The sequence below is a fragment of the Edaphobacter sp. HDX4 genome, from assembly GCF_036877565.1.
GTDB lineage: Bacteria > Acidobacteriota > Terriglobia > Terriglobales > Acidobacteriaceae > Edaphobacter.
Map to the genome: position 1 here is coordinate 64,109 of NZ_JAEDXW010000001.1, position 14,035 is coordinate 78,143.

Genomic DNA, 14,035 nt, shown 5'->3' on the forward strand with positions numbered 1-14,035 from the left:
GATCAGGAATATCGAACCATTCGGTCGAGATTCATTCGTTGTAGAGGGGAACGATGGCTGCCGTTCTAACGACAACAGCGCGCACACGGACACGGGAGCATCCGGCAACAACAACAAGCGCGCTTTCGAGAGAGAACCATCCCTTTAACTATAGAAGCCTCTGTTGCGTCCCGCAACCCGCCGGTAAAAGTCTGCTAAACTAAACCAGTCGGAAACAGCGTTCCGAAGGCTGGCGGTATCCCGAATCTCCGCTAAGCCTTTATGGTAGAACGCACCTTCTCCGGCAATTCCTCGCAGTATCTTGTGTCGGGGCGTAGCGCAGCCTGGTAGCGCACCTGCTTCGGGAGCAGGGGGTCGGAGGTTCGAATCCTCTCGCCCCGACCATTCAATGACTTACGTGATTTTCTCTCGCATTTTGCATCCCTGTGTGGAGAAAACATGGAAGAGCGATTCGAGCAGTTCATCCGCGAACGGCAATACCTTCACAACGTCTCAACCCGAACAATCCAGTGGTATCGAGAGAGTTTGAGATGGCTCCCGTGCGTGTCACCCTCGCAAGCCCAGCTCATCGAGACCGTAATCAAGATGCGGGACCGTGGCCGCAAAGCTACGGGATGTAATGCGACCATCGCGCAATCAATGCCTACATGCATTGGGCCAGCGGGTCGCAGCGTAAATGCGGCTCCGGCTGCCAGCACCCGCGTATCCAGGAACTGAAAGAGCCGCAGGAGGTCTTGCCCACATTCACCGAGGCACAGATCAAACGTCTCTTAGCGGCAAGACCGAAGGGGAAACACCACCGTCGTACCCATGTTCTCGTGTGGTTCCTTCTGGACACCGGCTGCCGAATCAGTGAGGCGCTCGGAGTGCGGGTAGCTGACATCGACTTCGACAATCTATTAGTGACGTTCGACGGCAAGGGTGGAAAGCAGCGGGTCGTCCCCTTCAGCTTCGAATTGCGCCGTGTGCTCTTCCTCTACTGCAAAGACTGCCCAGGCGAACGGCTGCTATTTGCGAGCAGGATGCAGACCCGATTAGGGAGGCGAGATATGCTGCGAGACGTAAAGCTCCACTGTGAACGGCACAGTGTCACGCCGCCAGCTCGCACCCTCCATGCCTTTCGGCATACTTTCGCAGTGAACTACCTACGGCGCGGCGGCTCCGTCTTCCATCTTCAGAAGGTCTGGTGCCGCGCCCTGGGATGGGAGCCATAAACGGGAGAAACCGGACGATGGAACCCGCTTCTCATGTCCGTGGGGACGAGAGCCATGCGTCGAAGGTGTGGCACCAATTTGAATGGTCCTTCAAAGGTGAGTGAGCTATCAATTAGCTATCTTGCTTTCGGCAAGCCTCCTTCTTCTTGAAGGAGTTAGGAGAAATGCACGGGTCGCTCCATTGTGAACGCCTATCCCCGTGATCTGCCCATCGTTGTTGATCGCGTTCGCTTTCTCCAGGACCCATCCGGAGTCTTCAGGAATCATGCTTTGCAGATCGTGCATGGCCCGATCTTTGTAGAGGAATGCGTGCTGGTCGAAGAGATTAACGCAGTAGCCGACGACATCCCCAGCATCGTTGATGCCTTGTCCAAAGCTATTTACCAGGCCAGGAAGCGTACCCAGATCCTGCATTGCCCCATGACTGTACAGAAATGCGTGGAGATCCCCCACAGAGATGCCTGACGTTCCTGTCACCTCCCCGGATCGATTGATGGCGTATCCCATGCTTGAACGACCACCCGGAAGGGTACCCAGATCCTGCATGTTCCCGCCGCTGTAGAGGAAGGCATGGTCATACCCCGAAACGGTGCTGGAATAGCCTGTGACCTGGACGCCTTTGCTTTCGCCTCTACCCCAGCCGTCATTAATCCCGGTGCCAAAGCTCGTGCTTCCTCCTGGTAGCGTCCCCAGGTCCTGCATCGTCCCGTCGCTGTATAGAAAAGCGTGCTGGTAGAAGAAGGTATGCTGGGCGTTCGAAATCTCGGCCCATCCTGTCACTTGTCCAGAGGAGTTGATCGCAGCTCCTTCGCTATTCATTCCGTAAGGGAGCGTGCCTAAATCCAACATGCGGCCATTGGTATAGAGGAATGCATGGACGGCGCCACAATCCGAATGCACGCATGGTTGAGTGTAGGAGTACCCTGTTGCACGAATCTTTCCTTCACCTTGGCCGCCACTAATGCCGTACCCTTCGCTTACTGTCGCCCCTGGCAATGCACCCAGGTCATGCAATCTCCCCTTCTTATAGAGGAACGCGTGGGAATAGCAGGCTTGGCATGTGAGGTTTGCAGAACCGATGACGTCACCCGCCTCGTTGATGCCGAACGCAAGGGTTTGGCTTCCCCCAAAGGTACCAAGGTCGGTGATGGTATAGTTTTGCGCCGTTAGCGATGGAACTGGAAACAGAAATGCGCAGAGCGTCAGAGCAACCACGAAATAAAGACGTCGCATGGAACCTCCTTGAGGTTGAAAGATTGTCTAGGAGAGGAAAGGCCCAAGCTGCGTCGTGTACTGCCTGCTCCGAGACCTTCACCGGATCCCGGTAGCTTCTGTGGTGCACCAAATGGGAAGGGGACTATCAAGAAGACGTATCGGACTATGAATGGCGGTTGCCACATCTGTCGGTGCGAAAGCTCACATAGCGGGCGGCTAACAAGGGCCAAGAAGGCGCACAGCTGGATTTAGAAGCTCTCCTGACGGAAGATCGCAGCTTGTTGGATTTTGGTGGTGAAAGGTGCAAGCCGTTCGAGCCAAGATCGGTATCGAAAGATAGCGGGATAATGGTGGACGCGGAAGGAATCGAACCTTCAACCTGTCGATTAAGAGGTGATTCTTCCGCGCCTCCAAACCCCACGTCTTTACTGTGTCTTCTCGTCCTCCAGTGGCTATCTGTTGCGCCAATGCATTGCGGTGAGCCTACCCCGTGGTGTCATGCCGGATTGGGGAGGCTCAAGCTCGGGCTGCCTGCGGCGCTGGAGTTCGGACGAACCTGGAGAGCTCCCCCGGCGAGCGGGACGCGTTAAGCGCCGGTGCAATGCGGAGCGCCTCGAGGTCCATGGGGGCGCTATGTTCAGTGAAACTTCCCTCCATCCCCGATCACGTGACAATAGGGCGCAGACAGCAACTGCGCCGAGCCCTAGTCGATACTTACTTGGGCGACGAAGCGGCAAGAGGCGCGCGAACGGCTGTTCACGTCCTTCAGGATTAGGTTCTCCTCCACATCAATGGCTGATAACAGGCCTTAGCGCTCATTGAAGGTTGGTTTGGAAGCGTTATAGAGCTGTAGCCCTTCGAGATTGAATTCGAATGGCCACTGTTGATTCAGCATTATGGTGTATCCAGTTCAGCTTTATGGGGTATGGAGTTCAGGCTTACGGTGTAAATCACAAATATTTCAACTAAACAAACCAGATTTCCAAGGTTTTTTGGGGTATTAGCCTTGGGACGGTTGGTGAAAGAAGAACTTGACTTGCATCGACGTCCGAAACGCGATGTGCGTACCTGAAGTACCCGGAGATCTTTCGTGACACCAGAACACAGCACGGCTAGCCATTCCGTCGTCGCAGATATCGCGCAGCCTGCGGCTCGTAATCATCGATCTAACATCGGCAACCGCGAGTCCATCGCCTCGCCGTCCTCAAAAGCAGAAAAGGGGAATAGCCCTAGTGCTCAGCGGAACTGTTCCTGAATTATTTAGCCATCCAGATGGACAGCCGCCGTAACCGCGATCTCTCGGCGAATGGAATTCTGATAATGACCAGCGGGGGAACCTTTATATTACTGACTTCACTCGGTCAGTGATAGCCACCCGGATGCAGGCGATGCCGTTCAGTCTTGGGGACTTGGACTGAACAGTTCGAAAGTAGCATTCTGAGCAACTTGGCCTTTTCCATCGGATTCTGCGAAACATACAGTGAATACGCCTTATTGCGAGTTCTAAAGTTCTCTGAGCGTCAAGGGCTCGATTTCCGGTATCAGCGATTTCGAGGCTCTGAATTGCCATCTTGATCTGCTGCTCTTCCATCCTCCAGTCGCTCGTCTTGCGCTCCCAGAAATCCTCGGTGATCTTGCCGTCGAGCTTATCCACGTAGGCCGCGTCCATGCGATTGCGGATCGCGGCCAGCCGTGACTCGAAGCGCGTTCGTTCGGCATTCACCCTACCGGCAGACTGGCTCTGGTCCTCGCGCAACATCGCAACGATCTGGCAGACGATCTCCGGTGACCTGAAGCCCTTTCAGTGGCTCGCCAGCCCGTCGTTCGCCCACGGGTGCGTGGATTGAAACAAAGCCTTCGAATCTGACAGGAAAGTAGCGGAAACTTAGGGCAGTCACTAATGTCCTGAGACAGCAGGCGCTTGATTCGTATGGGACGGCGGAGGGCTTCGGCTCCCCGTTTTTTATCTGTGGTCAGTTTGTGAGTTTTGCAGCTCGTTGCTTATAGTCCTCGGCCCTGGAGACGTTGCCTTGCTTCTCGTAGATGCTTGCGAGCGCGAGGTAGAGGTCGGCGGTGGGCGGCTGGATCTGGAGCTGCTGCTCAAGGAGGCTCGTTGCACCTTTGAAATCGCCGGTCTGTGCGCGAGCCTGCGAGATGAGGATGGCCGTTTGCGGGCTGACCTCGTGGGGAATGGGATGCGCACTGGTGAGATCGGCGACCTCTTTGTAACGGCTGCTCTCCGAGAGCACGATCACGAGGCGGTCGAGCGAGGGCACGTAGGTCGGATCGTCTGCGATGGAACGCTGGAGCCAAGAGATGGCGCGGTCGTTCTGGCCGGACATGATGGCGGTGAGAGCTCGCTTGTAATCGTCAATGGCGAGGCCGCGGCCGCTGCCTTCGCTGGCGTCATAGGCCGTCCAGAGCTCTGTTGGTGCCGCTTCGTTGATGATGCGGAGGGTCAGGGTGCCGTAGGCCTTCTGCTGCGTGGTCTCGTCGGTGGCGGTGATGACGACGCGGTAGTTTCCGGGAGCGAGGTTCTCGGTGGGAAGGGTGTGTCCGGCGAGCAGTGTGCCGGACTCATCGAAGCTACCGGCGTCGATTTCCTCATCTTCTTGGTGCGGCTCTGTTCCTGACTGCACAGAGCCGAGGACGTAGTGGAGCTTGATCTTCTGACCTTCACGAGATGAAGGTGAGGCTGGCCCTGACCAGAGTTGGAAGACGAGGCGGAGAGGCTCTCCGGCGTGGAGCAAGGCCTGCTGAACTCCCTGAGGACTGAAACGGAGACCAGAGATGCTGAAGGGAAGCTTCGCTTCAGTGTCGCGTATTGGGGGTTTGGAGGAGAAGACGAGAATGCTGCTCACGGCCCAGTTGGTCCGGGCCGGATCAGGAACCTTGACGCTAATGCGCTGGCGCACGGCGGAATGGGTGAGGTCGTTGGTGAGCGTGTAGACAATCTGGTACTGGCCGGGAGCGAGCGGGATTCGGGTCTCGGCTCCGAAGCGCTTCTGGCGGAGGTCAGTGGCTTCGAGGTCGCCCACGGTGGCGGTGAGCTTGTCGTTCTGCTGGTAGATGGCTTCCTTGCCGTCGGGGGTGAGGACGGATGTCTGGAGGGTGAGGGAGTAGCCGGGCTTTTTGCCGGGCAGGGCTCCGATGATGGAGGGCTCGGGGCGATTGTAGGAGACGAGCGCGTGGGCGGTCATGCGGCCGGTGGAATCGCGGAAGATGGCGGTCTGGGCGGCGGCGGTGTTGGCTCCGAGGAAGACACTGGTGGTGATGCTTTCGCGGGCGGCGCGGCGCTGGGCGAGGCGTTCCTTTTCGACGTCGTTATCGGGCAGGCCCTTGATGGTGCTGAGGAGAACGTCGGATTGCAGGCTGGGTGTGTAGTCGTTGAGGTCGACGGGCTCGCCGGGGATGAGGGAGATAGTGGTGCGGGCTACTTCGTTGCCAAGGGAACGCTTGATGATGTCGAGACTGTTCTTCTGGTCGTTCTTGCCTTCGAGACCGGTGACGAGGCGCACGGGGCCGTCCTGGTAGGGAGAGTAGAGGGCGAAGTCCTCGCCGATGCTGCGCTTGTAGAAGACGATGTAGAAGTGCGTGGGCAGCGCGGGGGTCTTGGACTGATAGAACCAGATGCTGATGGGCCGGAGGTTGCGGGCGGCAGGGTAATTGGCTCGCTGCTCGGGCGCGCCGAGAGTGATGTAGATGCGGCCCATGTCGGTGCGCCAGCCGTCCTGCGCCTTGATGTTGCCGAAGGTGGCGTTGGCGTAGGCGAGGCGGCGGTAGTGCTCTTCCTTGTACTCGTTGATCTCGGAGCGGGGGTCGGGGTTCCGGAGCTGCCAGAAGGCGATGATGAAGTTTTCGCGCTCGGTGTCGGATTTGAGAGAGAGGAACTCTTTGCGCTCCTCGTTCTGGATGATGTAGGGAACCTCTTCTTCGATCCAGTGGCGATAGCGCGGGGAGAGAGTTTTTACGGGGTCGACCGCGTGCAGCGAGAGCGACGTGAGGAGGAACAGGAGCGGGAGCAGCAAGACTCGTTTTGAGAGACGGCGGGACAATGGAGGCATACTCCTACAGAGAAACGGGAGAGGATGCACCCTCTCCCGTGAATTTAAGACTGTGCCTGGTTAGAACTCAAACCTGACAGAGCCGCGAGCGTAGAACGGTGTCTGGAAGGAGGACGGCCGGTTGTAATCCAGGTTGAGAGGTGGCGCAAGACCCACACCCGCAGCTCGCGTCTGGAGATACTGGATCCTTCCCGTCTGGAACTGGCTGTTAGTAACGTTGAACATATCCATGGCTACCTTCAGGCGGTACTTCTCAAATCTCGAACCGAGGGGAACTGGATAGTCGAGGTGCAGATCGAGCTGTGTCGTCGACGGGGTGCGTCCGAAGTTGCCACGGCCTCCGATAGGGATCTCCCCCTGACTGAGATAGATGGGGTGATCGCCGAGACGGCTGAGTGGCACTCCGGACTGGCCGCGCAGGCCGGTTCCGAAGGTGAGACCGTGGGCTTTGTGGAAGAACGGAGTGTCAGTGCCAATGTTGTAGCTCAGGAAGATATTCCCGACGGTACGACGGTCGGTGCTGAGAAAGCCCGGGGTGAACTGGTCGCCGAGGAGGCCCAGCTTACCCTCTGTGAAGTCGAACAGCGAGCTGATTCCAGGGTCGGACTGTCCGTTATCGTTGCGGTATGCGCCTTCGAAATTGCCCCAGAGGTTGCCCCAACGGAAGTTCACGACAGCAAGCCAGTGATTACTGAAGCGCTTGTCGACTTCGAACTCGACGGCGTTGTAGCGGCGGACGGGATTGACGAATCCGTCCGGAATTCCGTCGCCTGGGGCCGCATCCATCGTGTTGGGATTGAGGAAGCAGGCTCCGCCTACGGGTTGATTGAGACCATTGAGGAACGGGCCACCAACTGCGAAGAAAGTGTCGCTGGATGCTGTGCATCCTGGTACTGGCGGCTTGTAGCTGGAGGTGCTGGGATTGCCTGACGGGTTCGCGGCGAGAAACTGGGCCTGGGTATAGGGGAGTTCCTTCTCGTTCTCAGCAATGTCAGTGCTCTTGGTAACATTGGCGATGCCTCCGGCATTGTTTGGAGTTATCATCGATCCTTCCGGCGAATACGCCGTAATGTCCTCGATAATTCTGGGAAGGCGACGGTCGGTATAGCGAGCCTTGAAGACGATCGATCGGGTCAGCTCGCGCTCAGCTCCGATAACATACTCGTCTTCATACTCGCCCTTGGTTCCGGGGATAATTCCCTCGCCAGTGGAGGAGGAGAAGTTTGGACCACCGAACCTGGAGACGACTCCGGAGGCGCTGGTGGAACGTGGAAGCCCGTTCAGGTTGTGTGCGGCGTCCGGGATGATGGTGTAGGAGCCATCCGCATTGATGACGGGTGCGAAGACATAGCTGGTGTCGTCCTGCTCGTTGCCGAGCTGACGGATGGCTGCGTCGAGAGGCATGGCCCAGTAGTTGCGGCCAAAGTTGAAGAACAGCTTGCTTCTGTGGTCTCCCATCGGGTCGATGTTGATGCCGATGCGTGGCGACCAACTGCCCGTGAAGGTGTAAGCAAGCAGGGTACCTGCAACCCTCTCCTGTTCCCAGCGAACACCGGCGTTGATGGTGACGTAACGGTTGATCTGGTAGACATCGTTGCCGTAGGCAGTGTGATAACGGCCCGTCGCGTCCACCACCAGACCCTGGTACGTTCCGCGAGTGTTGGAGGCGTAGATCTTCTGGCCATACTTATTGATGGGGCATTGCGTGCAGGTGCGATCGGTTGTGGTAAGCGCTGAATTGGTGTTGGCCGCCGAAATCTGGAACAGTGCATTCGTCAGAGCGCCAATCGCGCGGGCGGGAATTTGAGGAAAGAGTGCAGACAACGTCTGACCGGCTACGTTCTGATTTGGAATTGGGTATAGCGGGCCGGACCGCGAAGGCTCGTCGTGGAAGTTGGTGTGATCGTAGGAATAGCCTGCGGAGAAGGTGTGCTGGCCGAAGAATCCGAAGGTCTTGGAGGTATTGGCGGCAATGCTGTAAGTATTATTCTTCGATGGCTCATAGTTTCCGAGCCCGGAGGCGACGGCAGGAAGCGAAGTGGTAAGAGAATTGGGGCTCGTGTCGGTGATGTTATAGTCGGCCGTCGCCGGCTGTTCATCGAAGTGGTTGTAGTTATAGGCGTAAGAGGCGTCTACCAGCCATGAGGGTGTTATCGAGTGAGTAAGACGGGCGACTGCGTTGCGGGATCCGAACTGCCATGAGCTGGCCGTGGTGTGCGGGAAGTAGGATGAGAGCGCATTCTGTGTTACTGCGAGCGGCTGGGCGTTATGACGCGAGGGATCTCCGAAAGCGGACGCCTCAAATGTGGTTGAAGGGCTGATGCGGTACGTGATCTTGCCAGCCCAGCTCAGCGTGGTCGTGCTGTACGTGAGGTCTCCTAGGGCCACGGTCGGCGGGGGAGCATTCGGATTGCCCAGCAGGATGTCCTGCCTGAGCGCGGGATTGAAGGCTCCGAAGAAGAACAGTTTGTCCTTGAAATGAGGGATATAGCCTCCCAACTCGGCTACCGCGTCGTATTGAGGGCTGGAGAGCGTGGAGGGCGGGGTGATCTGCTGGAATCCAAACTGGTAAAACTGATTTCGGGGGGCATAAAACATTCCCGGTCCAAAGTAAGCTCCCACGGCGCCGTGAAACTGATTGCTCCCGGATTTAGTGACGATCTGGACGATGCCTCCGGTGGCTTTACCGTACTGCGGCTCAAAGGCAGTCGTTTTTACGTCGACCTCTTTGATGAAGGCAAGATTTATCCCAGTTCCAAGTGAGCCATGATTACGGTTATATGTGCCGATGCTGCCGAAGGCCTGGTCTGTGATGGTCACGCCATCGACGACATACAGATTCTCAAGCCCCGAGGATCCTCCGATCGAAGGATTCGCCGCGCCTGGCCCGTTTTGCATGGGACTACCTGCTACCTGGCTGGCTGCTACTCCGGGAGCGGCATAGAAGATGGCGGAGACGTTTCGCGGCATGGGGACGCTGTTGTAGAAGGTGTCGGTCAGGTTGCTGGTGATGGCTGTGCTCTGGGTGTCGATCGCCACGGCTGCGCTGGTGACTTCGACGGAATCGGAGACGCTTCCGGTCGGCATCGTGATGTTCAGCGTTGAGTTGGAATTGACCACGACCTCGTTGTGCTTGGACTGAACTTTTATAAAGCCCTGCTTCTCTATAGTTACGTCATAGAAGCCGGGCGTAAGATTGGTGGCTCTAAAGCGACCGAGGTTATCAGTGACGAGGGCCGTGGTTCCCTGCGGACCGATGAGAGTGACGGTTGCACCAGGCAGAACGGCTCCGGTCGAATCGGTGATCTCACCGTTCAGACCACCGGTAATCGAACCCTGCTGTTGTGCGAAGATGGAAAAGGAGACCAGGAGCAACACAAAAAGCTGTGACAGGTAGCTGAAAAAACATTTCATGCTTCCCCCCTGCTTTATGCCCACAATGCTGCGGATGCCGGCCGCTCGGTGGGCAGCCCGAATTTTCTTAGGTAGCTTGCAATCATCATGCCAAAAGTGCGGGAAATAGTGACTTCTGCAACTGAAAGATTACAAAGAGAATCATGTCGGATTTGACACAACCTGGGGATGAAATCTATGGGAACTGGGATGAGCTGCCTTTTTTTCGGGATAAATCAACATTCGATTTGGGGTTTACCTTATAATGCGCCTCATTGTCAAAAGTTTATTTAGGACGATTTTTCGGGTGTCTTGTTTCATTTGAAAGCGTTCCTGTGAAGAGCTCGAGTTCGATGGAAGACTCGGAATAAGGTGCCGCCACATGAGGTTCGGGAATATCGGACTCCCATCGATGTTCGTGGCCTCAATGGTGTCAAACCCGCCGGGAGGTACGGGAGAGTAGGAGCCTGATCTCAGTCCCACTCAAAATCCCGACGAATATCGACGATGGTTGCTGTTAGCTTCCCGCTGACGATCTTCTGCGCAGAAAACTCGAAGGCTAGTTGTCCGCCAAAACTGGTGCATGGAGGGGTTACGTCATCCGCAATCATGGAATATGTGGAGCAGGTGAAGGATTGTTGAGGGTCGGACCTATGAGGGGCACGCCCCACCCGAAAGCGACTACAGCTTGGGGTGGAGATCGGCAGGGCTCATTGCCCCAACTCCGTCTGGAGCACCAGGACGCTCGCCAACATTGCCTTTATATCTGACAAGTACGACCAAGGTCCCAATGAAGGCGGTCTTCGGAGGTGGATCGGAGAGCACAAGTATCTGCCCTCTCTTTCCCGCTGTCCCGAGACCGAGGACGGTCTGTCCAAAGTCTTAATTGTTGGGCCACTTGCCTGTAGAGCCGAAAACAATCAGCTGATACGGGAGGGTCGGTGATCGAGGTGATGACCCCTTGGTGACAGATGAATTGGCGAGAACTCCGATGACAGGGAAGAATCATAATTCGGATTCCTGATGGCATAACGAAGGCTCTCAGAATCTACTGGCGAACCCTCGAAAGTTCGAAAGTCGTCTACTAGGGCCGACCATTTCTAAAATCAAAGACTTAGGATCTTCGCTCTTGCCTCGAATTCTAAGGCGACTTGCTATCTTTGATTTTTCCCGATTCCGTCCGCTAGCTGTTATCTCTCTCATCCAAGCCATGCGTCACCTTCGCGTGCTCTTTCATCGCGTCAAGGATGAGGCGAACGAGGTAAGTTCTCAGCGTCCAGAGTTCAATCCCGACGTTCGCGGTTTCGAGACCTTGGATTGCCATCTCGATTTGCTGCTCGTCCATCCTCCAGTCACGCGTCTTACGCTTCCAGAAGGATCGCTAGTTCGAGTCTGGTCGTCCTGGAGCCTGTAAAAGTTCGAAATCGGTGCCGAGCCCTTCGAACCGGTGGATCGCTATGCGCTAAGTTGTTTCAGTCCAGATCCGCACACCTGGCAGAAATGCCACTGGAAAATCGCAAAAAATACGTCTCAGGGCACTTAGAGCATTCGAATTCATAATCTATGTCGTATTTGAGATGCGTGAGAGTCCTCACGGATCTTGCCGTCGAGCTAGAATCAGCGGATATCATCGAGACCATCAACGTTGTGGCCTAATCGACTTAGAGTGGCTTAGGACTACTTGGGACGTTTTCGACCGTACGATGGGCGTGCATTGGTTGTGCCACCGGGATCGGCAATTTAGCGCTACCCAGATGTTTCGCGATGGGAGCCAGATACACAGATTGAATATTTGAAAACACGGGATCTGCCCGGACAACGAAGAGAGATCGTTCATCAGGTGAGATCGAGAACTGCGACATGCCGACGGGTGGCAGACGTCCGTTGAATTTAGCTACAGTTGTCTCTTTTCCCGTAACAGAGTCGTGGAGCCTTACTACCGGCCCATCAGAACCCATATTGAGGAAGAGAATGCCCTTCGCGGTGAGAGCCCATGATTCCGAGTAGCCTTGGGCAAGCGAGTTCACGATGACAGTCTGCTTTCCGGTCAGGAGTTCAAGGCGAGAGATGATCGAGTCCATTCGGCCATGAGCAAAGTAGAGGTATCTTCCGTCTGCAGTCTGAACGATTGGTGCGCCCCCATCGTCAGTGATCTTCTCTGCGATGCCGCCAAGAATGGATATTCGGTAGACAAAATTCCTATCAATGGCAAACACGGACTTTCCGTCAATTGAGCATGCAGGATGGGTCAACGGAAGATCGGTAATGCGTCGCAATTTGCTGGTGGATGAGAGAGAAACCTCAAACAACCCGTGCTCAAACTGCGGCGAGAAGATGAGTCCTCGACTATCACGCTCCCAACAGTAAACGGAGGGGCTCATTCCTCCCGTATCAATAAGAGATGTTCCTGTGCCATCGCGATTGCTTACCCAAAGCTGAATTTGTCCGGCATGATCGGAGCGGTATGCCATCCTTGAACCGTCAGGAGAGAGCGACGGTTCGAGATCCTGGCCGGGAGTACTTATGATCGAAGTCCAGGCAGTCGGCGCTGAAGGTTCTTTGGTCAGGTCAAGCGACCAGATATTTAGATCTGGGCCATAAGCTGAAAAAGCAATTTGGCCTGATCTCCGGAATATCGAGAATTGGGTAGGTAAGTCTGTTCCGAAGGTAGAGGCCAGCGTCGCAGGGGCGTTCGGAATTCGGAGGTCGCGACGCCAGAAACGAAATTCATTGTCGAGCCTTCCGCTAAATACCAGATCATCATTGGTCTGCCAGTCCACGTCACTGAGCAAATGAGATTGATCCGTCAATTGTCGAGCCTCTCCGCCTGAAACTGGCAATACGAATACGCCATCCTGAAACTGATATTTCACTCGGATGAATGCGACTCGTGTTCCGTCTGGCGAAAAACGCGGCGCGACGTCTCCAATGATGTCCATATTTGGAAAGGTCAAGCGAAGTTTTTTCCCATCGCTGACATAAACCAGATACAGGCTAAAAGGATCGCTCTCATTAAGTTTGTCATTCACTACCAGGAAGTTGCCGTCGGGAGACCAATCGAGACAGCGGTAGTCCAGTCCGTACCGATGCGGAAATAGAGTGGCCAACTTGCGTGTGGTCTGATCCTGCAGCGAGAAGACGAAAATTCCAACCGTATCCTGTGTCGTTCGAATAAATGCCAGGGACCGTTCGTCAGGCGACCACACTGGACTGCTGATGATGCCCTTTCCGGAGATCAATTGGCGTGGCCTCGCCTCCTCCCCTGCCTGTATATAAATAGTCGAATCTCCCTGATTTGGAGGAACATCAACAAATGCCAGCTTCTTTCCTTCCTGTGACCAGGACGGCTGGTATTGAGTTCCTTCCATTCTGGTGAGCGTGGTAAGTTCAAGCGGCTGAGCAGCGGCCCGCCGGAGGTGATCATGACCTCTCAGATAGAGGAGGAGAATAGCAGCCACATTAAGGAAAACGCTCATCGCGATCAGCAAGAATCGGCGGTATCTATTGTTGCGTTGAATAACGGCTATTTCGGTTCGGTTCTCTGTTTGGTTCTTTGCGGTGTTCTGGTACGAGCCCAATGCTGGTTCGCCTTCCGTCGCATCCGGACTTCGAGGTGAGTCTTGTTCAACTGGGTTCTTGTCGATGACGTGGTGGTATGGACCGCTTTCGACTGCCACCGGTTCTACAAATCGATAACCTCGTCCGTGAAAGGTAGCAATATATCTCTTTCCGTTTGTCGTTTCTTCAAGGGTCTTCCGCAGGATTGAGATGTTTTGCGTCAGATTCGCTTCTTCTACGGCTTGATCGGGCCAGAGATGCTCGAACAATTCCGCTTTGCTCATCACCCGGTTATGGTTCTCAAGCAGGACAAGCAAAGTCTGAAACACCTTTGGGGTCAAGGTGACGACTGTGTCGTGGTAACTGAGAGTCCGAGTTTCCGAATTAAGAGTGTAGTAGTCGAAACGAAAGATCATGATTGTTGCGATCGGGTCAAAATACAGCGAAATACCCCGATTTTTGATTCTCAAAATTGCGATTTGAGTTGGGCTTTAGGACATCTGGATAGTTCTTGTGTGATCCTGCGATTGTTGGTTATCGGTTCAAAGGAATGCACGAACAACGATACCCAAAAATTCTAATCCCCAAAGT

General features: G+C 55.3%; 7 protein-coding genes and 1 tRNA gene. 3 read left to right on the forward strand and 5 right to left on the reverse strand.

Going from position 1 to position 14,035, the window contains the following annotated elements; genetic code table 11:
- The first annotated feature begins 307 nt into the window (after positions 1 to 307).
- Positions 308 to 384, forward strand: a tRNA-Pro gene (locus JAO29_RS00270).
- A 350-nt stretch (positions 385 to 734) separates the two neighbouring features.
- Complete coding sequence (locus JAO29_RS00275) at positions 735 to 1,214, forward strand: tyrosine-type recombinase/integrase (RefSeq protein WP_334266165.1); 480 nt, start codon at positions 735 to 737, stop codon at positions 1,212 to 1,214.
- A gap of 108 nt (positions 1,215 to 1,322) precedes the next feature.
- Here JAO29_RS00275 and JAO29_RS00280 read toward each other — a convergent pair whose 3' ends face one another.
- Complete coding sequence (locus JAO29_RS00280; protein WP_334266166.1) at positions 1,323 to 2,447, reverse strand: hypothetical protein; 1,125 nt, start codon at positions 2,445 to 2,447, stop codon at positions 1,323 to 1,325.
- Between the two features lie 1,649 nt (positions 2,448 to 4,096).
- Between JAO29_RS00280 and JAO29_RS00285 the strand changes: the two genes are divergently transcribed.
- Positions 4,097 to 4,276 carry a hypothetical protein gene (locus JAO29_RS00285; protein WP_334266167.1) on the forward strand — a complete coding sequence of 60 codons (180 nt, stop codon included), beginning with the start codon at positions 4,097 to 4,099 and terminating at the stop codon, positions 4,274 to 4,276.
- A gap of 126 nt (positions 4,277 to 4,402) precedes the next feature.
- On the opposite strand, the gene JAO29_RS00290 is transcribed toward JAO29_RS00285, so the two are convergent.
- The 4 genes from JAO29_RS00290 to JAO29_RS00305 form a co-directional block, all read right to left on the reverse strand.
- On the reverse strand, positions 4,403 to 6,493 hold the full coding sequence (locus tag JAO29_RS00290) for a GWxTD domain-containing protein (RefSeq protein WP_334266168.1): 2,091 nt from the start codon (positions 6,491 to 6,493) through the stop codon (positions 4,403 to 4,405).
- A gap of 60 nt (positions 6,494 to 6,553) precedes the next feature.
- A complete protein-coding gene (locus JAO29_RS00295; RefSeq protein WP_334266169.1) occupies positions 6,554 to 9,907 on the reverse strand; it encodes a TonB-dependent receptor in 3,354 nt (1,117 codons plus the stop codon).
- A gap of 1,162 nt (positions 9,908 to 11,069) precedes the next feature.
- Positions 11,070 to 11,210 carry a hypothetical protein gene (locus tag JAO29_RS00300; protein ID WP_334266170.1) on the reverse strand — a complete coding sequence of 47 codons (141 nt, stop codon included), beginning with the start codon at positions 11,208 to 11,210 and terminating at the stop codon, positions 11,070 to 11,072.
- A gap of 337 nt (positions 11,211 to 11,547) precedes the next feature.
- Positions 11,548 to 13,914, reverse strand: coding sequence for an LpqB family beta-propeller domain-containing protein (locus JAO29_RS00305; protein WP_334266171.1), 2,367 nt, complete (start codon positions 13,912 to 13,914; stop codon positions 11,548 to 11,550).
- Positions 13,915 to 14,035: the final 121 nt, after the last annotated feature.

What these genes read in the sequence shown, in the direction of transcription:
- JAO29_RS00300 (WP_334266170.1), bottom strand. Translation starts at nt 11,210, where the DNA reads ATGGCAATCCAAGGTCTCGAAACCGCGAACGTCGGGATTGAACTCTGG.
- JAO29_RS00285 (WP_334266167.1), top strand. Translation starts at nt 4,097, where the DNA reads ATGCGATTGCGGATCGCGGCCAGCCGTGACTCGAAGCGCGTTCGTTCG.
- JAO29_RS00295 (WP_334266169.1), bottom strand. Translation starts at nt 9,907, where the DNA reads ATGAAATGTTTTTTCAGCTACCTGTCACAGCTTTTTGTGTTGCTCCTG.
- JAO29_RS00290 (WP_334266168.1), bottom strand. Translation starts at nt 6,493, where the DNA reads ATGCCTCCATTGTCCCGCCGTCTCTCAAAACGAGTCTTGCTGCTCCCG.
- JAO29_RS00280 (WP_334266166.1), bottom strand. Translation starts at nt 2,447, where the DNA reads ATGCGACGTCTTTATTTCGTGGTTGCTCTGACGCTCTGCGCATTTCTG.